Genomic DNA, 22524 nt, shown 5'->3' on the forward strand with positions numbered 1-22524 from the left:
GCTGGTCGAGTAGGCCGCGAGCGCAGCGAGCAGCCGTATCGAGACCATGATCGATGGGCCGGGGCTCCTGACGTGATCTCGATACGCGTCCTCGCTGCGCTCGGTCGCTACTCGATCAGCGGGTGGGGTGGCCGCTCCGCTCGGTCGCTCCTCGATCAGCGCGCGGGTGCGCCGCTCCTCGATCAGCGGGTGGATTCCCCACTCTCCAGCACCTCGTAGGGAACGGCATCCGGCCGCTTCGGAAGCACGTGATCGCCCGACGACTGGTGACGGATGCGGCGCAGCACCCACGGCACCAGGTACTCCCTGGCCCACTGGATGTCCTCGCCCCGCGCCTGACGCCAGGTGGCCGTCGGAAGCGGCTCGGGCTTCATCGGCTCGAGCGAGTTCTCGACGTTGAGCGAGGAGAGCACGAGCCGGGCGACCTCGTGGTGTCCGAGAGGGTTCAGGTGCAGGCGGTCGGGCGCCCACATGCGGGTGTCCTGGATGGGCGTGAAGCCCCACTGGTCTGCCACGACGCAGTCGTAGCGAGTGGCGATGGTGCGGATGTTCTCGTTGTAGATGGCGACCTTGCCCCTGATGCCCCGGAACACGGGCGAGAAGCCGACATCCGTCGCCGTGAAGATGACGACAGTGGCGCGATCGCTCGTAAGGCGTTCGATGATCTGCTCGAACTTCGCCGACACGAGGTCGGGGTCCGAACCCGGCCGGATGACGTCGTTGCCGCCGGCCGAGATGGTGATGAGGTCTGGATGCAGGGCCAGAGCCGGTTCGACCTGCTCGTCGAGGATCTGCTGGATGAGCTTGCCGCGCACCGCCAGGTTTCCGTAGGCGAAGTCCTCGGAGCCCTGGGCGAGTACCTCGGCGACGCGATCGGCCCAGCCGCGATGGCCGCCGGGTCGACTCGGCTCCGGATCCCCGATGCCCTCGGTGAAGGAGTCGCCCAATGCCACGTAGCGCGACCAGGGGTGCAGGGGACCGGAACTTGTTTCACTCGTCATAGCTCCTCCATTCTGCACACGTGGCGGTGGTCGCGCACGCCTCGTCCGGACTCAGCAGCGGGCGACATGCCCGCCCCTGGTGTCGGGCTCGGTCGTACTGCCACGCGCAGCAGGGCTCGGACCGTGACACGCCCGAGGACGTCCCGGCCCTCGCCCGGGATGACGCCGTGCGCACCCGAGTGTCGGCGGACTCGGGTAGATTTGGGCCAGTGAGTACAGCGCTGCCGGAAGGCCCCATCCCGGGAACCGCAGCAGCAGAACACCTCTCTCCGGCGTTCCCCGATCGTGCAGCCTGGGGAACCGCGACCAAGCTGCGCGCCTGGCAGGCCGAGGCCCTCGATGCCTACTTCGAGAAGCAGCCACGCGACTTCCTCGCCGCCGCAACGCCGGGCGCGGGCAAGACGACGTTCGCCCTCCGTCTCGCGGCGGAGCTGCGCGGTCGCGGCGTCATCGACCGCATCACCGTCGTGGCTCCCACCGAGCACCTCAAGAAGCAGTGGGCCGATGCAGCGGCGAGGGCCGGGATCCGTCTCGACCCCTATTTCCGCAACGCGCACGGCAGCTACGGACGGCACTTCCACGGCGTCGCCGTGACGTACGCCCAGGTGGCCGCACGTGCCGCGCTGCACCGCGAACTCACCCAGTCGGGCCGCACCCTGGTCATCCTCGACGAGGTGCACCACGGCGGCGATGCGCTCAGCTGGGGCGACGCCATCCGGGAGGCATTCGAGCCGGCCACCCGCCGGCTGTCCCTCACGGGCACGCCGTTCCGCTCAGACACCGCGCCCATCCCGTTCGTGGACTACGCACCTGACGAGCACGGCATCCGCACCTCCCAGACCGACTACAACTACGGCTACGGCCGCGCACTCGCCGACGGCGTCGTTCGCCCCGTCATGTTCATGGTCTACGCCGGATCGATGAAGTGGCGCACCAGGGCCGGTGACGAGATGGAGGCCAGGCTCGGCGAGGGAAACACCAAGGACATCACCTCGCAGGCCTGGCGCACAGCGCTCGAGCCCAAGGGCGAGTGGATTCCCGCGGTGCTGCGGGCTGCCGATCGACGGCTCACCGAGGTTCGCCATACGATTCCGGATGCCGGCGGCCTGGTCATCGCGACCGACCAGACCATGGCGCGAGCCTATGCCGCGATCCTGCAGGACATCACCGGCCAGCCGCCGACCGTCGTGCTCTCCGACGAGAAGGAGGCCAGCGACAGGATCGAGCAGTTCGCCGGAAACACCAGTCGTTGGCTCGTCGCCGTGCGCATGGTCTCGGAAGGGGTCGACGTTCCGCGCCTCGCCGTCGGCGTCTACGCGACCAGCTCGTCGACTCCGCTGTTCTTCGCGCAGGCCATCGGCCGCTTCGTGCGGGCTCGCCGCCGTGGTGAGACGGCATCCGTGTTCCTGCCGAACGTGCCCATCCTCATGGCATTGGCCGCCGCGCTCGAACTCGAGCGCGACCACGCCCTCGACCGTCGACGCGACGACGAGGCCGAGGGGGACATGTTCAACCCCGAGGACGCCATGGTCGCCGCGGCGAACCGTGAGGAGCGCGCCTCGGAGGCCCTCACCGACGAGTTCAGCTTCGAGGCTCTGGCGGCCAGCGCCGATTTCGACAGGGTGCTCTTCGATGGCCATGAGTACGGCACCCTCGCCGAGCCCGGCAGTCTCGAGGAGCTCGACTTCATCGGCATCCCGGGTCTGCTCGAGCCCGAGCAGGTCTCCGATCTGCTCCGCACTCGCCAGGCTCGCCAGGCCCGTCGTGCGACGGACCGACGCCGCAGCGCGCCGGAGGATGCCGAGCCGGAGGACGTTCCGCTGTATCGCACCATCAAGGAGCAGCGCACCCTGCTCTCGAGCCTGGTCGGCATGTGGTCGAAGCTGTCGGGCGAACCGCACGCGATGATCCACACCGAGTTGCGCCGGCTCTGCGGCGGGCCTGCCGTTCCGCAGGCCAGCGTCACGCAGCTGCAGGCCCGTATCGAAGTGCTGCGCAAGAGGCTCGGTCGCTCGCACTGAGCGCGCCCGCTCCGGGTGTGCGGGGCGCCCCGCTCACACTCGATCGCGGGGGACTACCGCCTATGTCAGACGGCCGGCGCCAGTACGACCGGTGCGGAGGAACGCTGGAGGACGCCTTGCGTGATGCCACGGACGGTCAGCCAGGCCAACGGCGCGGCAGCCAGCAGGAGGGTCTCGGCGACGATGCTCATCGACATGGCGAGCTGGAACTGTTCGAGGTCCTGGGCATTCAGGGTCAATCGGCTCGACTGCGTGGACACGGTGTTGCTGAGCACCCATAGCAGCCACCAGACGATCTGCCACGAGGGCCGAGTACGCCCCACCGCTCGCCAGAGGTCTGCGATGTTCTGGTACGGGAACCAGAGGTTGACGACGGGGACGATCCAGGACCCGACGTGCCAGCCGGGCGAGCGCCGCGTGAGGCCGATGAACTGCTTGGCCACCCGATACTGCCAGATCATCCAGAGCACGCCGGTGGCCAGAAGACTGAGACTCGACAGGATGCCGAAAACGGAGCTGAGCTGGTCATAGCTGTCGATCATCCGGATGGCGGAGTCGTCACCACCGAGATAGCGCGAGGCGGCGTTGATTCCGAATGTCTCGATTCCTATGGTGACGACGGACGTCACGGCGGAGATGACGAGCAGCACCTGCGTCGCGATCGCCAGCCTCGCGATGGCGACGGCGCTCGTCGGCGCGGGCGACGGCTCGTTCTGAGGCTGGATCCACCGGACGCCGTCCCACCACCACATCGCCGGCGATCCGTCTGGGGCAGGGTGCCAGCCGAGAGGCAGAGGCGGTGGCGTGGGAGTGTGGGTCATCGGCGTGCTTTCTCGGAGGGATCGTCTTCGACACATCAATCCGGACAGGTCTGTCCGCGGATCGGCTGCAACTCTAGCGATCGGCTCGAAGTGCCAACGCGGGCGACACCCCCATGGTTCAGCCCCCTTTCGAGGGCGGCTCAGCCAGGCCGGCCTCGTCCCTTCGGAGATCCCGATGCGTGTCAGACGTCAGCCGCGGGTACGCCGCCACCACGGGCGTCTCGGTTGCCTGCGCTCCTGGTCGAGCTGCGAGCTCGCATCGGCTGCCTGACGCTCCCGGGCTTCGCGGCGCGCCCTCCAGGTGTGCACCTCGTGGTCGACGTCTCGCGTCGGCGTCACCACCGGCGGTCCGCCGAGGAGCTGCCGCCGCGCCTCGATCACACGCCGGTTGAATCCTTCGACGGCGTCGCGCACATCTGATTCCCGGTGCAGGCGGTCCAGCGTGTCCTCGAGTTGGGCATGTTCGACGCGCAGTGTCAGCGCCGGCGGGCCCAGCCCGGTGAGTTGCTCGCGCTCGATCTTTCGACGAATCCACCAGTCCGGGTCGTGCTGGCCATCCAGCCCCTCGAGAGGTTTTCCAGCGCCGGGAAGGTTGTCGAACTCGCCGCGCCGAATGGCCTGCTGGATCGAGTTCTCGACGTAGGCGGAGCGCTCAGCCCGGGTCGAGGGTACGGCTGGTTCAGACGCCGACTCGGCCGCATCAGGGTCTTCGCCTCTGGCTATCGCCTCCTCACGGGCGATCTGATCGATCCTGTACTGCCATGCGGCGCGCTGCGGGTCCTCGCTCATCCTCGACCTCCCTCGCGGCGTCGGACTTCCATCCCTTCCACGATACGACGACGCGAGCGCGTGATCGTCTGCCGGACGGCCTCCCCAGGCTGCCGGCCGATGCGCGACCAGGTTTCAAAGTCGCATCGGCGGACCGTCGACCCCCAGATTTCGACGGAAATCGCGTAGGTTTTGGCTAAGCCTGCGCGCGCTCGCACAGCACAGGCATCACCGCAGTGCATTTTGGGGGAGTTCGTGGCAGGTTCGATGTCCGCAAATGGAGGTGGCGCCAGCCATAGGCCGAGCCCGCTCGGAGCTCTTGGGGGCTTTCTGGGCTTCGTCGCTGTAAGTGCCGGGGCCGCGGTCCTCGTGACGGCCGCCGTGACCCCCGCCCTGGCGGTGAGCGGCATGGCCGCCACCAGCGGCATCAACATGTTCGAGAACCTGCCGAGCTATCTCGAGATCGACGAGCTCGCGCAGAAGACCGATGTGTTCGCTACAAAGAGCGACGGAACCACGCAGCTTCTCGCGTCGTTCTTCGACCAGGACCGCGAGGAGGTCACCTGGGAGAACATCTCGCAGTACGCGAAGGATGCCGCCGTCGCCGGTGAGGACCCGCGCTTCTTCGAGCACGGCGGGATCGACGTGCAGGGCACGGCCCGCGCGATGCTGACCACGTATGTACTCAAGGGCGACACGCAGGGTGGATCGAGCATCACCCAGCAGTACGTGAAGAACGTTCTGGTGCAGAAGGCCGAGCTCGAGGCGAAGACGGAGGAGGAGAAGGATGCGGCTTATGCGGAGGCGACCGACCCGACTCCCGACCGCAAGCTCAAGGAGATGCGGCTCGCGATCGGCCTGGAGAAGAAGTACTCCAAGGACGACATCCTCAAGGGCTACCTGAATATCGCCGGCTTCGGTGGCCGGGTGTACGGCATCCAAGCCGCGTCGCAGTACTACTTCGGCGGCGTGAGCGCCAAGGACCTGAAGCTGGAGCAGGCGGCCGCGCTGCTCGCGATCGTGAACAACCCGGAGAAGTTCCGCCTCGACCGGCCCGACAGTGAGACGAACGGTGCGGCCACGAAGGTCAAGGGCAAGGTCGTGCCGTACGCCGCGACCAAGGAGCGTCGCGACTACATCCTCGACAGCATGCTCAAGTACAAGAAGATCACGAAGGAGGAGCACGACGCGGCGATCAAGACGGAGATTGCTCCTGTGATCACCCCGCCCAGTACCGGGTGTGCCACCGCCGCGGATGCGGCGTTCTTCTGCGACTACGTCTACTGGACGGTGTTGAACAACCCGGCCTTCGGCGAGACGCAGGCCGAGCGCAAGAAGCTGCTCAGCCGGGGTGGCTTGGACATCTACACCACCCTCGATCTCGACCTGCAGTACGCGGCAGCCGACGCCATGTTCCGGTTCGTGCCGCAGTCCGACCCGAACATCGATGTGGGAGCCACCGCCGTCTCGGTGCAGCCGGGTACCGGACGGGTGCTGGCGATGTCGCAGAACAAGTCGTTCTCGAACGACTCCGACGTGCTCGCCTTGGGCAACAACTACACGGCGGTCAACTACAACACCGACCTGGACTATGGCGGATCCAGCGGCTTCCAGCCCGGATCGACGTACAAGATCTTCACCCTGGCGGAGTGGATCAAGGAGGGGCATTCCCTCAATGAGGTGGTCGATGCCCGCCGTCGTTCCGACTGGGGAACCTTCAACGACAGCTGCAACGGCCCACAGTCGTACCCCGGCTTCTCGCCGGTGAACGATGAGGGTGGCAACGGCGGCGTATGGACGGCACTCAAGAACACCTACGATTCCGAAAACACAGGCTTCATCGCCATGGCGAAGAAGCTCGATCTCTGTGCCATCGGGGCGACGGCCCAGACGTTCGGCGTTCACCGCGCGGACGGCACCGAACTTCTGCACAGTGCAGCGACCGTGCTCGGCACGAATGAGATCGCACCGTTGACCATGGCTGGGGCCTTCGCCGGTGTCGCCGCCAGTGGAACCGTCTGCAAGCCGATCGTCATCGACAAGATCGTCAAGCAGGACGGCACAGCGCTGACCCCGCCATCCGCTGAGTGTGCTCAGACTGTGGACCCGAAGGTCACCGCCGCCATGGCCTACGCCATGCAGCGTGTGTTGACACAGGGAACAGGAGTCTCCTCCAACGGTCGTACCGACCCGCGGGTTCCGATGATCGGTAAGACCGGAACCACCGACAATGCCGAGGCCACCTGGATGAGCGGCGCCAGCACGAAGGTCGCAACGACCGTCGGTGTCTTCAACGCCACCGGCCACGTGAACCTGCGCGACACGTACTTCAACGGCACGCAGGCGGCGGTCATCCGTCACCAGATCTGGCCCGCGATCATGTCAGTGGCCAACGCCAAGTACGGGGGAGACGGATTCCCGGATGCCGACCCCTCGTCATTGAGGACGTTCTCGGCCACAGTGCCCGACGTGCGCGGCAAATCGATCGGAGACGCCCAGGACCTCATCGAGAATGCCGGATTCGGCTTCGCCGATGGCGGCGCGCAGGACTCGGAGCTGCCGGCAGGTCAGGTCACAGGCACGAACCCATCTGGCAACGCCCCGCGCGGATCGGTGATCACGGCTTACACGTCGAATGGGTCGATGGTGCTGATGCCGAACGTCGTCGGCCTCTCCGAGGGCGACGCGAAGGGCCAGCTTCAAGGCACTTTCTCCGTGAAGACCACCACCGTGGCCGTCACCGACCCCGGAAAGGTCGGCCTCGTCCAATCCACCAACCCCGGTGCCGGAACGCCCGTCAGGCCTGGGTCACAGGTCACCATCGGCATCGGAAGGCTCAGCTAGGCGGACTCGATAGCCGCCACGAAGCCGCGACCCGCCTCAGTTCTTGCGGAGTCGTCCCTGGCCCGCTCATACCCGGGCACCCCAACCTTTTCGTCGAGCTCATCGTCTAGGTGAGTAGGAGGACCTTATCGGAGGGGGAGGCCATGGCCGGAAGGTCGGGGTGGGAGCAGGTTCTGATCGACCTGGTGGCGGAACGCGGGGTGAGGCTCACCCGGTACGCCTACCTGCTGTCGGGGAGTCGCGATGACGCGGCCGACCTGGTGCAGGATGCGCTGGTGCGCACTTTCGAACGGCTGCGGAAGGGGTTCACCCTGGACAGCGCCGAAGCGTACGTGCGCCGCTCCATCCTCAACGCTTACCTCGACGACGGGCGACGCTCTTCGCGATGGCGGGCGACCGCGCACCTCCACGTCACCCCGGAAGGCCGGGAATCCCCTTCGCAGCTCACGGACACCCGTCTCGACCTGCGCGCAGAGCTCGCCAAGCTCACCCCTCGGGAGCGGGCCTGCATCGTATTGCGCTACTACGACGACTTGACGATCGACGATGTGGCCGGCGCTCTCGGGATCGCCTCGGGAACCGTCAAGCGGTATGTGAGCGACGCCCTCGCGAAGATGGCGGTCGCCCTCATTGACGACGACGTCGCCCGTCAGACGTCGCATGCACTGAAAGGACTCGACCATGCGGAGTGAAGACGACCTGCGCCGTCAGTTGCTTGATGACGCCACCCGATCCACGTACACGGATGCCGCCCACACCATCGACGTGAGTCAGGTGATCCGGCGCACCCGGGGCCGCCGCCGGACACGGATGCTGCTTGCCAGCAGCGGCACCGCTCTCGCCCTCGCCGGTATCGCGGTGACTGCCGCATTCGGGGTGCCGGCGCTCACCGAGCAGTCCACGACGCCCCCGCCATTCGCGGAGACCACGACGCCGACACCCGAGCCGTCGCCGACGCCGACTCCGACGCCGACGAGCACACCGAGTGTGGCCGCCGTCGAGATCCCCAGCGACTGCTCGGGCATCTACACGACGGACTGGACGTCAGACTTCAACGGACTCGTGCTGAATCCGGAACGCCCAGGTGACGATTCCCAGAAGTACGCCGCTCTGGATGACGTCTTCGGCCCGACACTCGAGGCGAACAGCAAGCTCGGATGCCTGTGGGCGAGCGCCGACCCAGGCGCCGACGAAGTCGGACTCCGAACCGAGGTCGCCTCGCTCACTCCCGAACTGCAAGACAGCTTGATCGAACACGCCAAGGCGAGTGGATACACCTGCACGAACGAGTTAGGGGGAACCCGTTGCAACATTCAGAGCGAAGCTGAAGTCGCCCCCGACGAGGCGAGATCAGGGACAACGCACTTCTTCCGGGACGGCATCTGGGTCTCCACCTGGTGGCTGCGCATCAACCCGCCCGGCTACACCGAGGACATCGAGAAGGCGCTCTTCGGCGCCGCCACCGAGCCGCCTGCATCCGCGGTCGAGATCCCGACCGACTGCTCCGGCATCTACACGAAGGACTGGACGCCGGAGATGGGCGGGCTCGCATTGAACCCTGCCTGGCTCGACGGCCTGGAGGACCGCGGTCCCGCGGACGAGCCGATAGCGTACCTGCTCTACGAGAACATGAGACTCAGCTGCTCGTGGACGAACCCGGACGGACCCAGAGACTCCAGGTTGCGCGACGACCTGGCGGGAGTCGGGACTGTCATCGCAGCTCTGACTCCGGAACAGACTGACACCGCCCTCGCGCTGCTGAATCAGTCCGGTCCCTCCTGCGTCGACGAAATTGGGGGCGTGCGATGCGACAGCGAAGTTGAAGACTGTGCCGTCCTCGCCGATGACGGCGGGTGCGCCGCCGACCAGGACTACATGCATGGGGAGTCTCACATCATCCGTGACGGCATCTGGATCGCCAGCACGTGGTCGGTCGTCCACCCTGACGGGTACACCGACGACATCGAAGCCGCGATCTTCGGTGCATCCGAGCCTCCGGAAGCTACCGAAGAGTAGAAGAGTTCCGACCCCACGCAGGTCGTAGTTCGAGCAGAGATTCCGCAATCAGACCACTCGCCGATAGCGGATGTGCGTTGCCAGCGGTGAGTGGAGCACCTCGACGGGTTCGAAACCGAAGGATTCGGCGCCGTCGAAGATGCGCTCGCCCGACCCGAGCAGCACGGGAGCAATGTCGAGCGTGAGCTCGTCGATCACTCCGGCGGCGAGCGCCTGCCGCACCGTGGCCGCTCCACCGGCGATGTCGATGCCGCCATCGCCGGCAGCCTCCAGGGCACGCGCGTAGGCAGCGTCGAACCCGTCGGTGACGAAGTGGAACGTCGTGCCGCCCTCCATCTCGATCGGCTCGTGAGCGTAATGGGTGAGCACGAAGACCGGCGCGTGATAAGGCGGCTCCTCGCCCCACCATCCGCGCCAGTCCTCGTCCCAGTCACCGCGGATCGGCCCGTACATGTTGCGGCCCATCACGTAGGCGCCGCGGGGGCGCATCAGCCATTCGGCGGCGATCGCGTCGGCATCGTTGGCCCGCTCGTCGCCGATGTGCCAGCGGTGCAGCTCTATACCGCGCGCGCCGAGTCCCTGATCGAGGCTCTGGTTCTCACCGGCGACGAAACCGTCGAGTGAGATCGACATATGACAGGTGGTGAGTGGCATCCGTGGCCCTTCGAATCGTGCGTGCACTGCCTGCGACGACAGGTGTCGCCGAGTGGTTCGCGTCAGTTGATGATCTCGCCCCGCTGGTCCGACCGAAGCACGGCCAGCCGGTCTCGCCACGCCTGAAGCTCCTCTGGAGTGAGGCGGGTCCACTCTGTCACCTCGCCGAGAACCTTGAGCGGGGAATTGCTGCGATACGACCGAGTGGGGTTGCCCGGAAACTTCTTGTCCGTGACGTTCGGGTCGTTCTCGAACTCGCCGGTCGGTTCCACCAGGTAGACCCGCGGGGCACCGTCGCCGGCCGCGAGCTCCGCAGCCAGCCCGGCACCGTTCTGCAGAGCGGTGAAGTAGATGTGGTTCATCACGACCTCAGGACGATAGTTCGACCTGTATCCCGCCGTGAGCAGGTCTCCCTCGTGGAGGTCGGCCTTCGTGCCGTGGAAGAACGGGCCGGCGTCGAGTGCTGCGTTCACGGCGCCAGCCTAGGCGACCGGCATCCGTCATCTCCAGAGCTCACGGGACGGGCAGGATGTTCTGATTCAGGTGGAACACGTTGCTCGGGTCCCATGCGGCTTTGAGTGTTCCGAGGCGGGCGAGCTTGGCCGGAGGATAGGCCGCACGGATGCCGGCGGCGCCCTCGTCAGTGAGCACATTGACGTAGACGCCACTGGCGAAGGGAGCCAGGCGGGCGGCCGAGAGTCTGGCTCGCTCGATGCGATCGCCATCCTCGCCGGGGTCGGTCCAGCGGGTCCCGGCGACGTACTCGAACAGCGTGTCCCGTTGGCTGAATGCCGTCTCGTTGTCGGGTACGTCGCCGATCGCCCCGCCATAGGCCTGCAGGCTCGCGCCGACCTCCGGGTCGTGCTCGAGAAGCGCATCGAACGCGGCATCAGGCAGCTCACGGAAGTAGTGGCCCTTCCAGTAGCGCCGCTGGGCGTGGCCCCTGATCGTGTCGTCGCGCCTCTGAAGGTCGACGTAGGAGAGCTCGTCGATCCGCTCCGCGATCGGGTGGCCGAGGTCGGCGAGTTCGCGGGCGTAGGCGTTGCCCTGGTCCGCGTCGCCGACCCAGACGAAACCGACGGTCACGATGTCGCCCATCAGCGTCGCAGAGAAGGTGGCCTGGCGCGGCGCTCCGGCGCTGAGATCCCGCCACCGGGCGAGAACCTCTGCAGCATTCTCGCGCGCGAAGTCGAGTTCGACGCTCAGCGCTCTGGTTCCGACCTCGTGCAACTCGAACTCGAAGGAGGTGACGATGCCGAAGTTACCACCGCCTCCACGCAGTCCCCAGAAGAGGTCGGGGTTCTCGTCCGACGATGCCGTGACGGTCTCGCCGTCGGCAGTGACCACTTCGAACGAACGCACGTTGTCGCACGAGAGCCCGTACTGTCGAGCCAGCCATCCCATTCCACCGCCCAGCGTCAGACCGCCGACGCCGGTGTGCGAGACGTTGCCCGCCGTGGTGGCGAGGCCGTGCGCCTGGCTGGCACGGTCGAGTGCACCGAGAAGAGCCCCGCCCTGCACCCGGGCCCGGCGACACGCCGGATCCACCCGTACGCCACCGAGGGGAGTGAGATCGATCATCAGACCGCCCTCGGGCACTCCCAGCCCCAGCACGCTGTGGCCGCCGCAGCGGATGCCGATCTCGAGGTCGTGCTCGCGGGCGGCACGAACGGCCGTCTGCACGTCGGCGACGCTCGCGCACCTCACGATCACCTGCGGCCGGTGATCGACCATCGCGTTCCACACCGTTCGCACGTTGTCGTAGTCGGGGTCGGTGGGGAACACCACCTGCCCTTCGACGGAGGTGTCGGAGAGACTGGACGCGGCCATCAGCTCGGCATCCCGTCGGCGTGTGTGCTGAGGTCACGGCCGATGCGGCCAATCGCACGATCTCCCATTGCTCTTCCCATCACTCGTGTGTGGAACGCCGGTCGAGCTGACCGACCTGCCATTCGTGAACGTCGCGCACCCATTCCCAGCCGGGCTTCGCGGCCGTGCCGATGCGGGCATCGTCGGGCGCCTGGCGGTCGCGGAGTGCCAGCACGTAGCTCCGATCCTGTTCGATCCGCGCCCGCAGCTGGTCGGCGTCACCGACCGAGCCGTGACCGGGAACGACGACATCGACATCACCGGCCACGCGTTCGAACGACTCCAGTGCCCTGAGGTAGTCGGAGATCGGGTCATCGGCCGCCAGATCGAGCATCGGGACGAGAACGTCGGAGAGCATGTCGCCCGCGACGAGGACACCGCGATTCTCGATGAGGAGAGCCGCGTGACCCTCCGAATGGGCCCGGTGCTCGATGACGCGCGCGGCCGGGCCGTTCCATGGGACGAGTGCGGTGCCGGCGGGTACAGCCGTGACGAGCCCGAGCAGGTCCATGGGGATGTCGTCGGCGAACTCGGGCGGCAGGCCGTCGGCCACCTCGGCCTCCCACCCCGGGGTTCGCAGCAGGCGGCGGAGGGATGCCGCGCAGGCGGCAGTGCCGTAGCGGGGTGCGTCGCCGAACGAGGGGTGCCAGAGGACGTGATCCCAGTGCGGGTGCGTCGCGAAGCCGGCGATGACGCGCCGGCCGCGCTCTCGGAGATCCCCACCCAGGACGGCCAACTCGGACCGTGTGATCCCGGGGTCGACGAGCAGGACGCCGTCAGCACCCTCGACGACGACGGCGTTGCTCTGGATGCACGCGCTCTCGTGCACGGCCACGTCTTCGGCGATCGGCTTCAGCATCAGGCGACCGCACCGTCGTAGCGGACCGCGTACCGGTGCAGGGTGACGCCGGAGTCGAACGAGAGCTGCTCGAGGAGTTCGAGTTCGACGGGTACGTCGTAGTCGTCGAAGAGCGGCCTGCCGAAGCCGAGGATCGTGGGATGCGTGGCGAGCAGCAGCTCGTCGAGCAGCCTTGCCCGAAGGAGCTGGGTCGCGAGGTCGGCGCCGCCGACTCCGATCGTGCCGTCGGTCTCCGCGCGCACGGCGGCGAGCTGCTCGATCGCGTCGTCGCCGCCGATGACCCTGGTGTTGTGGTTCGCGTCGTTGCGGGTGCGGGAGACCAGCACCTTGGGCTTCGTCGTCCAGATCTCGCCGTACTCGCGGAGGAAGTCGGGGAGCGACTCATCGGCGTGCGCCAGCGGCCAGAACTCCTCCATCGTCTCGTAGTAGATGCGCCCATGAATGATCATGGCGAGCTGTTCGGTTCGGGCGTTGAGCTCTCGATGGAGGGCCTCGCCGATGCGCAGCCACTCGCCAGCGCCGTTGTCACCAGGTACCTGCTCGATCCGCAGGTCGAGGGACACGTTCATGCCGTAGATGAAGCGGCCCATCCGATCCTCCAATAGTGATTGCGATTTGCAACCACTATAGTGATGGGCACATCACTGTCAAGGAGGAATCGTGGAACCACGATCCGGCTGCCCGATCAACGCCGCCGTCGAAGTACTCGGCGATCGGTGGACACTGATCGTGCTGCGTGACGTCATCTTCGGCGACCGCCGCTACTTCCGTGCCCTGCTCACCGGGTCGATCGAGGGCATCGCCTCGAACATCCTCGCCGACCGCCTCAAACGACTCATCGACGCCGGGATCCTCACGCGGGGCACCGCGGCCCGTGGCCAGCGCGCCCGCTTCAGCCTGACCGAGGCCGGCATCCAGACCCTGCCGATCATCTACGCACTGGGCAACTGGGGTCTCGACTGGCGCTCGGGGGATGATCGGCTCCGGGCCCGCCAGCAGTTGATGCGCGATGAGGGACCGGCCTTCGTCGAGGCGCTCATGGATGAGCTGCGGGTTCGCCACCTCGACGCACCTCCGCCCGAGACGGAAGGTCCGGGCCCGCTCGAGCGTCTGAACGCCGCCTTCGCCCAGGCATCCGGCTCCTGAACGACCGGCGAATCGTGGTCGGCAACAGGTTCCGGGATACGAGGGCGGGCCTCCTGGTTACAGCTCTGTTTCGGTCTGCTCAGGAGGCCGGGTATCGACGTCGCAGATGATTCCACCCCGCTTAGGGTTGGTGCAGCATCTTCACCACGCGAAAGGCTGCTCGACATGGATTCGAAGAAAACCGACCTCGATCGCATCGACCGCGGCCTGTTGCGAGCCCTGTCCGTGAACGCCAGGGCCTCCGGATCCATGCTCGCCTCCGAGGTCGGAGTGGCCGAATCGACGGTGTCGCTCCGGCTGCGTCGTCTGCAGGCCCTCGGACACATCCGCGGCTACCACGCCAACATCGACCTGGCCACCCTCGGGGCGTCACTGCAGGCGCTCATCGCGGTTCGGCTGGCCAAGCATGCACGCGATGAGATCGACTCGTTCCGCGCCGCAGCACCCCATCTGCCCGGAGTCATCAGCCTGTACCACATGGCCGGAGCCGACGACTATCTCCTGCACGTCGCCGCCCACGATGCCAACGAGCTCCGCGACTTCGTGCTGACGCACCTCACCGGTCACCCGGCCGTCGCCCACACCGAGACGAACCTCATCTTCGAGCACGCCGATGGCGACGGCTGGCAGGAACTGCTCAAGTGACAGCGCCTGACCGCTCGGGTGCCGCGACGCCCGAGCGCAGCAAGAAGGAGCTCCGACGCTGGCGGCAGTACCTCGCCAACGAGCGGGCGGAAGCCGCCGTCTACCGTGAGCTCGCCCAGCGCCGCACCGGCGAGGAGCGAGCCATCCTCCTCGCCCTGGCGGATGCGGAAGGCCGTCACGAGGCCCACTGGGCCGACCTTCTCGGAACGGATGCGGGAAAGCCGGTCGCCGCCGACGGTCGCACGCGCTTCCTGGCCGTGCTCGCACGACGCTTCGGCTCGGTGTTCGTGCTCGCGCTGGCCCAGCGCGCCGAGGCCCGCTCGCCGTACGACTCCGACCCTCATGCCACGGCCGCCATGGCTGCCGATGAGCGCATTCATGGCGAGGTCGTGCGCGGTCTCGCCGCCCGCGGGCGCAAGCGGCTCTCCGGCACCTTCCGAGCAGCGGTCTTCGGCGCCAACGACGGGCTGGTCAGCAACCTCGCCCTGGTGCTGGGCATCGCGGCCACAGGCGTCTCGACGGGATTCGTGCTGTTCAGCGGCATCGCCGGACTCCTCGCCGGCGCGCTCTCGATGGGAGCGGGGGAGTACGTCTCAGTGAGGTCGCAGCGCGAACTGCTCGAGGCGTCGACTCCGGACCCCGAGGCCCAGGGAGTGCTGCCCGACCTCGACGTCGATGCCAACGAACTCGCGCTGGTCTACCGTGCCCGCGGCATGACCGAGGAGCGGGCCATCGTGCACGCCACCCAGGTGCTCGCGGCGATGCACGCTCAGGAGACGGCGCCGGCCACCGGACCCTTGGGCACCCTCGACGACTACGAGTCCGTCGGCACGGGGCTGGCGGCTGCAGCGTCGAGCTTCTGCTTCTTCGCCTCCGGCGCGCTCATCCCGATCCTGCCGTTCATGTTCGGCATGGAGGGGCTGCCGGCGATCATCGTCTCCTCGGTACTGGTGGGCATCGCACTGCTTCTCACCGGCGCCGTCGTCGGCCTGCTGTCCGGGGCGCCGCCACTCAAACGCGCACTCCGCCAGCTGGCGATCGGTTTCGGAGCGGCCGCCGTCACCTACGTGCTCGGCCTCGCATTCGGCGGCGCCGTCGCCTGATTCAGACGGCCGACGTCGGCTCCGTCACGAAGTCGATGAGCTGCTCGACCCGTCCGAGCAACGCGGGCTCCAGGTCGGCGAACGTGCGCACCTGCCCCAGGATCCGCTGCCAGGCGCGAGCGATGTCGGCCTGCTCCGCGTGCGGCCATCCGAGTGCCTGGCAGATTCCGTGCTTCCACTCGATGGAACGCGGAATCTGCGGCCAGGCCTCGAGCCCGACTCTCGCCGGCTTCACGGCGGCCCAGATGTCGATGTACGGATGCCCCACCACGAGCACGTTCCGTCCGTGCGGTCCGCGCTGAACGGCCTCGGCGATGCGGCTCTCCTTGGAGCCCGGGACCAGGTGATCGACGAGCACGCCGATACGGCGGTCGGGGGTGGGGGAGAAGTCGCGCACGATCGCGTCGAGGTCGTCCACACCCTCGAGGTACTCCACCACGACGCCTTCGACGCGCAGGTCGGCTCCCCAGACCTTCTCGACAAGCTCGGCATCGTGCCGGCCCTCGACGAAGATGCGGCTCGGGAGTGCCACGCGCGCCGGGGTGTTCGCGACGGCGAACGATCCGGATGCCGTGCGCATCCGGCCGGCCGGCTGTTTCGCCTTCGGGGCCACGAGAACGACGGGAGCACCATCGAGCAGGAAGCCGGGGCCGAGGGGGAAGAGCCGGTGCTTGCCGAAGCGGTCCTCGAGGGTGACGATGCCCTTCTCGAGCCCGATGATGGCGCCGCAGAACCCCGTCGCCACCTCCTCGATCACGAGGTCGCGAACGGCCTCCTGCTGGGGAATCACCTTGCGCCCTGCTGATCGCCAGTCGCCGGCGAGCACGTCCTGGCTGTATCGATCTGAACTCACCGTTCGACGCTAACGGAAGTCGCGCGAGCGGCCGTGCACCGCGACGGCGAGTGGCTCGAACTTGTCGGCGACCAGGTTGATCACACCCTCATCGCTGCGCTCCAGGATGCCGCGGATGATCATGGCCGGAGCCTCGCGGGCGATGCGCCGATACCGGGTCCAGACGCCGACTCCGGCGATGACGTTGAGGGTGCCGGTCTCGTCCTCGATGTTCATGAAGGTGATGCCGCCGGCCGTCGCCGGGCGCTGGCGGTGGGTGACGACGCCGCCCACCTCGATGCGCCGGCCCGACTCGGCGGTGCGCAGGGTGTCGATGGCACGAGCGCCCCGCGCAGAGAGCGCATCGCGCACGTGCCTGATGGGATGGTCGTCGGGGGAGATTCCCGTCGACCACAGGTCGTAGACCACCTGCTCGACCTCGCTCAGCATCGGCAGCAGCGGGGGCTGCAGCACCACGACAGAGCCCTCGAGGAAGCTCGCGCGATCCTGGGCGGCGTCCCCGGCGCTCCACAGCGCCTCGCGGCGTTCGAGTCCCAGCCCGCTGAACGCCCCGGCGGCGGCCAGGGCCTCGAGCTGTTCGGTGTTCAGGCCGATGCGCCGCGACAGGTCGGCCATGCTCCGATACGCACCGTAGGTCTCGCGTTCTGTGACGATGCGCTCGGCCAGGGCCAGGCCGATGCCGCCGACCTCGGCGAGCCCGAGGCGCACGGCGAAGGCGCCGTCGCGACGGTGCGCCTCCGATTCGTCAGGCCCGCTCCGGTCGAACTTTCCGACGGGTGGCTGGGCGGCGGCGATGCAGGAGTCGCGGCCGGTGGGGCCGGCATCCGTTCCCGGAGTGAGCGGCTCCAGCACGGCATTCGCCCCCGAGAGCAGGATGTCGGGGCGACGCACCTCGACGCCGTGCCTCCTGGCATCGGCCGTGAGGGTCTGCGGCGAGTAGAAACCCATGGGCTGGGCGCGCAGCAGGGCGGCGAGGAACGCAGCCGGGTAGTGCAGCTTGAACCAGGAGCTGGCGTAGACGAGCAGCCCGAAGCTGATGGAGTGGCTCTCGGCGAACCCGAAGTTCGCGAAGGCCTCGATCTTCGCGTAGATGACATCGGCCGTCTCCTCGTCGATGCCGTTCTCGGCCATGCCCTGGTAGAGCGTTGCCTTCAACGTCGAGATCTTCTCGATGCCGCGCTTCGAACCCATGGCACGCCGGAGCCTGTCGGCGTCCTCAGCCGTGCATCCGCCAACGGCCATCGCCATCTGCATGAGCTGCTCCTGGAACAGGGGAACACCGAGGGTGCGTTCGAGAACGGGCTCGAGCTTCGGATGCAGGTAGGTCACCTTCTCCTCTCCGGTGCGGCGCCGGATGTACGGATGCACGGCGCCGCCCTGCACCGGACCGGGACGGATGAGCGCGATCTCCACGACGAGGTCGTAGAAGCAGCGCGGCAGCAGCCGGGGGAGCGTTCCCATCTGGGCGCGGCTCTCGACCTGGAACACGCCGATGGAGTCGGCGCGGCAGAGCATGTCGTAGACGGCCGGCTCCTCCTTGGGGATGGTCGCCAGCGTCCACTCCTCGCCGATCACGTCGCGGGCGATGTCGAAGGTGTACTGCAGCGCGGCGAGCATGCCGAGGCCGAGCAGGTCGAACTTGACGAGTCCCATCCAGGCGCAGTCGTCCTTGTCCCACTGCAGCACCGTGCGGTTCTCCTTGCGGGCGTGTTCGATGGGGCACACCTCGCCGACGGGCCGATCCGTGAGCACCATGCCGCCCGAATGGATGCCGAGGTGCCGCGGGAAGGTGAGCACCTGACCGGCCAGCTCGATCACGGAGTCGGGGATGTCATGGTCGCCGCTGGTGATCTCGGCACCCCAGCGCTCCACCTGCTTCGACCAGGCGTCCTGCTGGCCGCCGCTGAAGCCCAGGGCCTTCGCCATGTCGCGAACGGCTGCCTTGGGGCGGTAGCTGATCACGTTGGCGACCTGGGCCGCGTTCAGCCTGCCGTACTTGCGGTACACGTACTGGATGACCTCCTCGCGCCGGTCGGAGTCGAAGTCGACGTCGATGTCGGGCTCCTCCTCGCGCAGGCTCGAGAGGAACCTCTCGAACGGCAGTCCGTAGAAGATCGAGTCGACGGCCGTGATGTCGAGGGTGAAGCACACGGCGGAGTTCGCGGCCGACCCGCGCCCCTGGCAGAGGATGCCGAGCCTGCGTGCCTCCTGCACGATGTCGTGCACGATGAGGAAGTAGCCGGGGAAGTCCTTCAGCTCGATCACGTCGAGCTCCTTCTCGAGGCGCTCGCGCACGCTCGGCGGGATGCCCGGGTACTTCTCGGCGGCGCCGCGCCAGACCAGCTCGCGCAGCCAGCTCATGGGGGTGTGGCCTTCGGGAACCTCCTGCTTCGGCAGCCGCGGCCGGGCGCTCCGCAGGGTGAAGGCCAGCTCGTCGGCGTACTGCACCGTGCGCTCGACGGCGCCGGGGAAGCGAGCGAAGCGCACGGCCATCTCGGCGCCGCTGCGGAGGTGCGCGCCGTCGGCCGCGGGCAGCCAGCCGTCCATCTCGTCGAGGCTGCGCCGGGCCCGCACCGCCGCGAGGGCACTCGCCAGCCTGTGCTCCGACGGTGTCGCATAGTGCACGGCATTCGTGGCGACGACGGGCAGGCCTGCGGATGCCGCCAGCCGAGCGAGCTCGTCATTGATCGAGCTGTCTTCAGGGTGGCCGTGGTCGAACACCTCCACAGCGACGTTGTCGTGGCCGAACAGGTCGACCAGCCTGGCCAGCTCGGCGGCTGCCGCCTCGGGACCGCTCGTGGCCAGGGCCTGGCGCACCAGGCCCTTGCGGCATCCTGTGAGCACCAGCCAGTGGCCGTCGGCCTGCCCGGCCAGCTGCTCGAGGTCGTAGCTCGGTCTGCCCTTCTCGGCGCCGGCGAGCTGGGCCGTCGTGATGGCCCCGGCGAGGCGGTGGTAGCCCTCCTCGCGGCGGGCCAGCACCAGCAGGTGGCTGCCTTCAGGATCGGCGATGCCGTTCTGCGGCATGGTGAGGTCGAGGGAGAGCTCGGCTCCGAAGATCGTCTTGACCTCGGGGTGGCTCTCGGCGGTCTCGGCCAGGCGCACCACTCCGTAGAGGCCGTCGTGGTCGGTGATGCCGATGCCGACGAGCCCCAGTCGCTTGGCCTCCTCGAGCAGCTGCTCGGGTGGGCTCGCGCCGTCGAGGAAGCTGAAGGTGGAGTGCACGTGCAGCTCGGCGTACGGCACGATCGGCTCGGTACTGGCCGGCTCGAGCGGACGCGGCCGGTACGGCTGCCGTTTGTGCGACCACGCCGGACTGTCGCCCCCGTCGCCGGCAGGCGTGCCGGGCCGACGGCTGGAGGAGAGGGTGCGTTCGAGTTCCGACCACGGGATCGGGGGATTGTTGAAGCCCATCAGTCGTACCGAGCCTCTGCCTGCCAGCTGCCGCCGTCGAGCATCACGAGCCAGGCGTCGCCGGCGTCGTCGACGAGCTGCATCCGATGCACGCGACGGCTGGCCGCGGCATCCCACCACCGCTCGACGACAGGCCAGGGACCCGCCCACGCCACGACTCGTTTCAGCTCACCCGGACGACGCTGCTCACCCGGGCCGGCCGTGGCCGAGAACGCGTGGGGGACGCCGGTGAGCATGCCGCGCTCGTCGACGTCGACGGCCTCGCCCGCCTCGGTCAGCACCCTCACCGGATGCTGCTCGCGGAACACCGTCGACGGCGCGAGTTCCGGCAGGCTGCCCGGCCAGGGCCGTTCGGCCGACCGCACGCGGTCGTCTGGTGCGCGGTCGCCCCACGGCACCAGGATCTGGCGTTCTGACAGCAGCCTGCCGCCCCCGATGACAGCCGTCACGACCCCCTCGTGGCCGAGCATGCTCTGCACCCTGGTGAGACCGTGGTGCACGCGCTCGTCCGGGCCGGAGCCCCAGAGCCCCTCCTCGTGATTGTCCGTGCCGTCGACCCGCTCCGGGCGCACCCGCACGCTCGCGATGGCCGAGTTCAAGCCGCTGTCGACGGACCCGCCGCCCTGCAACTGCCAGCGCACCCTGTCGACGACGTCGGAGGCGCTGAACCAGCGCGGGTGCAACCAGCTGCGCTCCGACAACTCGCCGGACTCCGCGCGCACCTCGATGCGCACGCCCGTGCAGACCAGCTTCGCCTGGGTGAGGGTGTCGATGAAGGTGTCGATGGCGGCACGCACGCCGAAGGTGACCTGGTCGATGCGATCGAGGGCCGGTTCGAACTCGATGACGGCGTCGAAGTCGCGCGGCGGTGTGCGGGCGACCACCACGCGGCCGTCGTAGCCTCCGGCGATGGCGTGGGCGTGGGCGCCGACGGCCCCGAAGCGGCGCTGCACGTCGACGGCCGGCAGTGCGGCGAAGTCGCCGAGCCTGTGCACGCCGAGCCGGCGCAGGAGCACGGCGAGCCTGTCGTCGACGAGGATGCCGACGGGGAAGTCGGCCAGGAAGGCCGCCGAGCCGCCGGCGTCGACGAGCCGTATCCGCTCCGGGCCGCTGTGGCGTGCGGCCTGTTCCGCAGCGAACGGGCCGTCGGCCACGCCCACCCTGGCGTCGGCGAGTCCGGCAGCGGCGAGCGTGGCGAGCAGGGCTGCGCCGGTGCGCTCCTCTCCGCCGTAGTAGCGCGCCGGGCCGCGAGCCCTGATGGCGGCGGTGCCCGGGCGGATGAGCTGCACGCCCGGTGTCGCCTGCTCGAGGCGGGCGAGCACGGGCTCGAACGCCCTGGCGTCGTGCAGCGGATCGTAGGGCAGCACGGTGAGCCCTGTGCAGCGTGCCTGGGCCTCGCGCACCTTGAGTCCGCGCATCACACCGTCGCTGCGGGCGGCGGCCGAGCTGGCGTAGACCAGTCCGTGCTCGATGAGGGCGACGGGAGCATCGGCGGCGATCCCACCGGCGCGCATGGCAGCGGTCACGGGCCAGTCGGGCAGCCACACCACGATGGTGCGACCGAGGGCGGAGGATGCGGTTCCGGATGCCGCAGCACCGGAACGTTCCGACACCGTTGCCGAGGTCATCAGGCCGTCACCGCCTGCAGCAGCGGAGAGCCGTCGCGGCGCAGCTGAGCGGCATCCGGCGACTCGACGGTGCCGAACTGCTGGTGACCATCGGGCAGCCAGAGCCGCACGCTGCGCGGCCTGTCGTAGCCGAGGCGCCCGATGGCCGTGACAGTGGCCTCCCGGGCAGCGAGGTGTCCGTGCCCATCGCCCAGGCCCGTCCACGAGCTGCTGCTGATGCTCAGGCGCGCCTCGGCCTGCGGCCACGGCCCGAGGACGACGAGGGCGGCGCCCCGCTGCCGCAGTCTGGCCCCGAGGCGAGCCACGTCGGTGTCGCTCGCCCGCGCCGGTGGGCGCAGGACGACGACGGTGAGCACGTCGACGAGCGCCGCCGTCGCCGTGAGCCAGTGCTCCCCGGGGTCGGGAACGAGCACCAGTCGTTCGAGGTCGATCCCGAACCGGGATGCCGCCTCCGCCCCGAAGTCGGGAACCCCCACGACACCGCACCAGGCCCCGCTCGCCGACGGGCCGGCCAGCAGCGCCATCGCCAGGGTCAGCGAGCCGTCGACCGAGTACGCCGATCCCTGACGCAATGCTCCGCTCGGCAGCACTGCTGCCATGGCCGCTGAGGTGGGCAGGGCCGGGCTCTCGAGCTTGGTCGCCTGCATGCCCCGGATGCGCGCCTGGAGTTCCTGGACGCGCGAGAGTGCATCCTCCGCCCCTTCGATGTCAGGGGCGGGGGCGACACTGGGGGAGTACGGAGCAGCGGCCACGAGCACCTCTCTAGTTTCGAACACATCTTCGAACTAGTCAATCTCGGCCCACCGACATCCACTCCCCGAGACCGCCAGCAGGGGAAGGCCCCGATGCCTCGAGTGGCGACCGCAGCGTAGGGTCGCCGCATCA

The 22524-nt window shown here is 68.3% G+C and carries 19 protein-coding genes; 7 read left to right on the forward strand and 12 right to left on the reverse strand.

Going from position 1 to position 22524, the window contains the following annotated elements:
• Positions 1-182 precede the first annotated feature (182 nt).
• A complete protein-coding gene (locus ASC59_RS03855; RefSeq protein WP_055818510.1) occupies positions 183-1001 on the reverse strand; it encodes an SGNH/GDSL hydrolase family protein in 819 nt (272 codons plus the stop codon).
• Between the two features lie 209 nt (positions 1002-1210).
• Here ASC59_RS03855 and ASC59_RS03860 point away from each other — a divergent pair, with 209 nt between their 5' ends.
• Complete coding sequence (locus tag ASC59_RS03860; RefSeq protein ID WP_055818512.1) at positions 1211-3022, forward strand: DEAD/DEAH box helicase; 1812 nt, start codon at positions 1211-1213, stop codon at positions 3020-3022.
• A 65-nt stretch (positions 3023-3087) separates the two neighbouring features.
• On the opposite strand, the gene ASC59_RS03865 is transcribed toward ASC59_RS03860, so the two are convergent.
• Together ASC59_RS03865 and ASC59_RS03870 are read right to left on the reverse strand one after the other, a co-directional pair.
• Positions 3088-3843 (reverse strand): DUF4328 domain-containing protein, encoded by a 756-nt coding sequence (locus ASC59_RS03865; RefSeq protein ID WP_162243168.1) that lies wholly within the window; start codon positions 3841-3843, stop codon positions 3088-3090.
• A 189-nt stretch (positions 3844-4032) separates the two neighbouring features.
• The gene (locus tag ASC59_RS03870) at positions 4033-4632 is read right to left on the reverse strand and encodes a J-domain-containing protein (RefSeq protein WP_055818516.1); all 600 of its coding nucleotides are present in this window, start codon (positions 4630-4632) and stop codon (positions 4033-4035) included.
• A gap of 360 nt (positions 4633-4992) precedes the next feature.
• Here ASC59_RS03870 and ASC59_RS03875 point away from each other — a divergent pair, with 360 nt between their 5' ends.
• From ASC59_RS03875 to ASC59_RS03885, 3 genes are all read left to right on the forward strand, one after another.
• Entirely contained in the window at positions 4993-7455 is a 2463-nt protein-coding gene (locus ASC59_RS03875; RefSeq protein WP_235492566.1) for a transglycosylase domain-containing protein, read from the forward strand.
• Positions 7456-7598: 143 nt separating this feature from the next.
• Positions 7599-8147 (forward strand): sigma-70 family RNA polymerase sigma factor, encoded by a 549-nt coding sequence (locus ASC59_RS03880; protein WP_055822793.1) that lies wholly within the window; start codon positions 7599-7601, stop codon positions 8145-8147.
• On the forward strand, positions 8137-9471 hold the full coding sequence (locus ASC59_RS03885; protein WP_055818520.1) for a hypothetical protein: 1335 nt from the start codon (positions 8137-8139) through the stop codon (positions 9469-9471). Before ASC59_RS03880 ends, ASC59_RS03885 begins: the two co-directional genes overlap by 11 nt.
• A 48-nt stretch (positions 9472-9519) precedes the next feature.
• Here ASC59_RS03885 and ASC59_RS03890 read toward each other — a convergent pair whose 3' ends face one another.
• The 5 genes from ASC59_RS03890 to ASC59_RS03910 form a co-directional block, all read right to left on the reverse strand.
• Positions 9520-10104, reverse strand: a complete 585-nt coding sequence (locus ASC59_RS03890; protein ID WP_442915073.1) for a dihydrofolate reductase family protein — start codon at positions 10102-10104, stop codon at positions 9520-9522.
• A gap of 83 nt (positions 10105-10187) precedes the next feature.
• Entirely contained in the window at positions 10188-10598 is a 411-nt protein-coding gene (gene arr / locus ASC59_RS03895) for an NAD(+)--rifampin ADP-ribosyltransferase (protein WP_055818524.1), read from the reverse strand.
• Between the two features lie 40 nt (positions 10599-10638).
• Positions 10639-11955, reverse strand: a complete 1317-nt coding sequence (locus tag ASC59_RS03900; RefSeq protein ID WP_055818526.1) for an FAD-binding oxidoreductase — start codon at positions 11953-11955, stop codon at positions 10639-10641.
• 79 nt (positions 11956-12034) lie between these two features.
• Positions 12035-12853, reverse strand: a complete 819-nt coding sequence (locus ASC59_RS03905; protein ID WP_055818528.1) for an MBL fold metallo-hydrolase — start codon at positions 12851-12853, stop codon at positions 12035-12037.
• Entirely contained in the window at positions 12853-13443 is a 591-nt protein-coding gene (locus tag ASC59_RS03910; protein WP_055818530.1) for a dihydrofolate reductase family protein, read from the reverse strand. The genes ASC59_RS03905 and ASC59_RS03910 overlap by 1 nt, the downstream gene beginning before the upstream one ends.
• A gap of 70 nt (positions 13444-13513) precedes the next feature.
• Here ASC59_RS03910 and ASC59_RS03915 point away from each other — a divergent pair, with 70 nt between their 5' ends.
• The 3 genes from ASC59_RS03915 to ASC59_RS03925 all read left to right on the forward strand — a co-directional run bounded on the left by ASC59_RS03915 (position 13514) and on the right by ASC59_RS03925 (position 15747).
• On the forward strand, positions 13514-13999 hold the full coding sequence (locus ASC59_RS03915; protein ID WP_055818532.1) for a winged helix-turn-helix transcriptional regulator: 486 nt from the start codon (positions 13514-13516) through the stop codon (positions 13997-13999).
• 165 nt (positions 14000-14164) lie between these two features.
• On the forward strand, positions 14165-14644 hold the full coding sequence (locus tag ASC59_RS03920) for an Lrp/AsnC family transcriptional regulator (protein WP_055818534.1): 480 nt from the start codon (positions 14165-14167) through the stop codon (positions 14642-14644).
• Entirely contained in the window at positions 14641-15747 is a 1107-nt protein-coding gene (locus ASC59_RS03925) for a VIT1/CCC1 transporter family protein (RefSeq protein ID WP_055818536.1), read from the forward strand. The genes ASC59_RS03920 and ASC59_RS03925 overlap by 4 nt, the downstream gene beginning before the upstream one ends.
• Position 15748: 1 nt before the next feature.
• Here the strand turns inward: ASC59_RS03925 and ASC59_RS03930 are convergent, their stop codons facing one another.
• From ASC59_RS03930 to ASC59_RS03945, 4 genes are read right to left on the reverse strand one after another with little or no spacing between them, the layout of a single operon-like run.
• Positions 15749-16600, reverse strand: coding sequence for a DUF3097 domain-containing protein (locus tag ASC59_RS03930; protein ID WP_055818538.1), 852 nt, complete (start codon positions 16598-16600; stop codon positions 15749-15751).
• Between the two features lie 9 nt (positions 16601-16609).
• Complete coding sequence (locus ASC59_RS03935; RefSeq protein WP_055818540.1) at positions 16610-20011, reverse strand: error-prone DNA polymerase; 3402 nt, start codon at positions 20009-20011, stop codon at positions 16610-16612.
• The gene (locus tag ASC59_RS03940) at positions 20011-21639 is read right to left on the reverse strand and encodes a DNA polymerase Y family protein (protein ID WP_082513381.1); all 1629 of its coding nucleotides are present in this window, start codon (positions 21637-21639) and stop codon (positions 20011-20013) included. Before ASC59_RS03940 ends, ASC59_RS03935 begins: the two co-directional genes overlap by 1 nt.
• A complete protein-coding gene (locus ASC59_RS03945) occupies positions 21639-22391 on the reverse strand; it encodes a hypothetical protein (RefSeq protein WP_200942315.1) in 753 nt (250 codons plus the stop codon). The genes ASC59_RS03940 and ASC59_RS03945 overlap by 1 nt, the downstream gene beginning before the upstream one ends.
• Positions 22392-22524: the final 133 nt, after the last annotated feature.

Source organism: Leifsonia sp. Root1293 (assembly GCF_001425325.1).
GTDB lineage: Bacteria > Actinomycetota > Actinomycetes > Actinomycetales > Microbacteriaceae > Orlajensenia.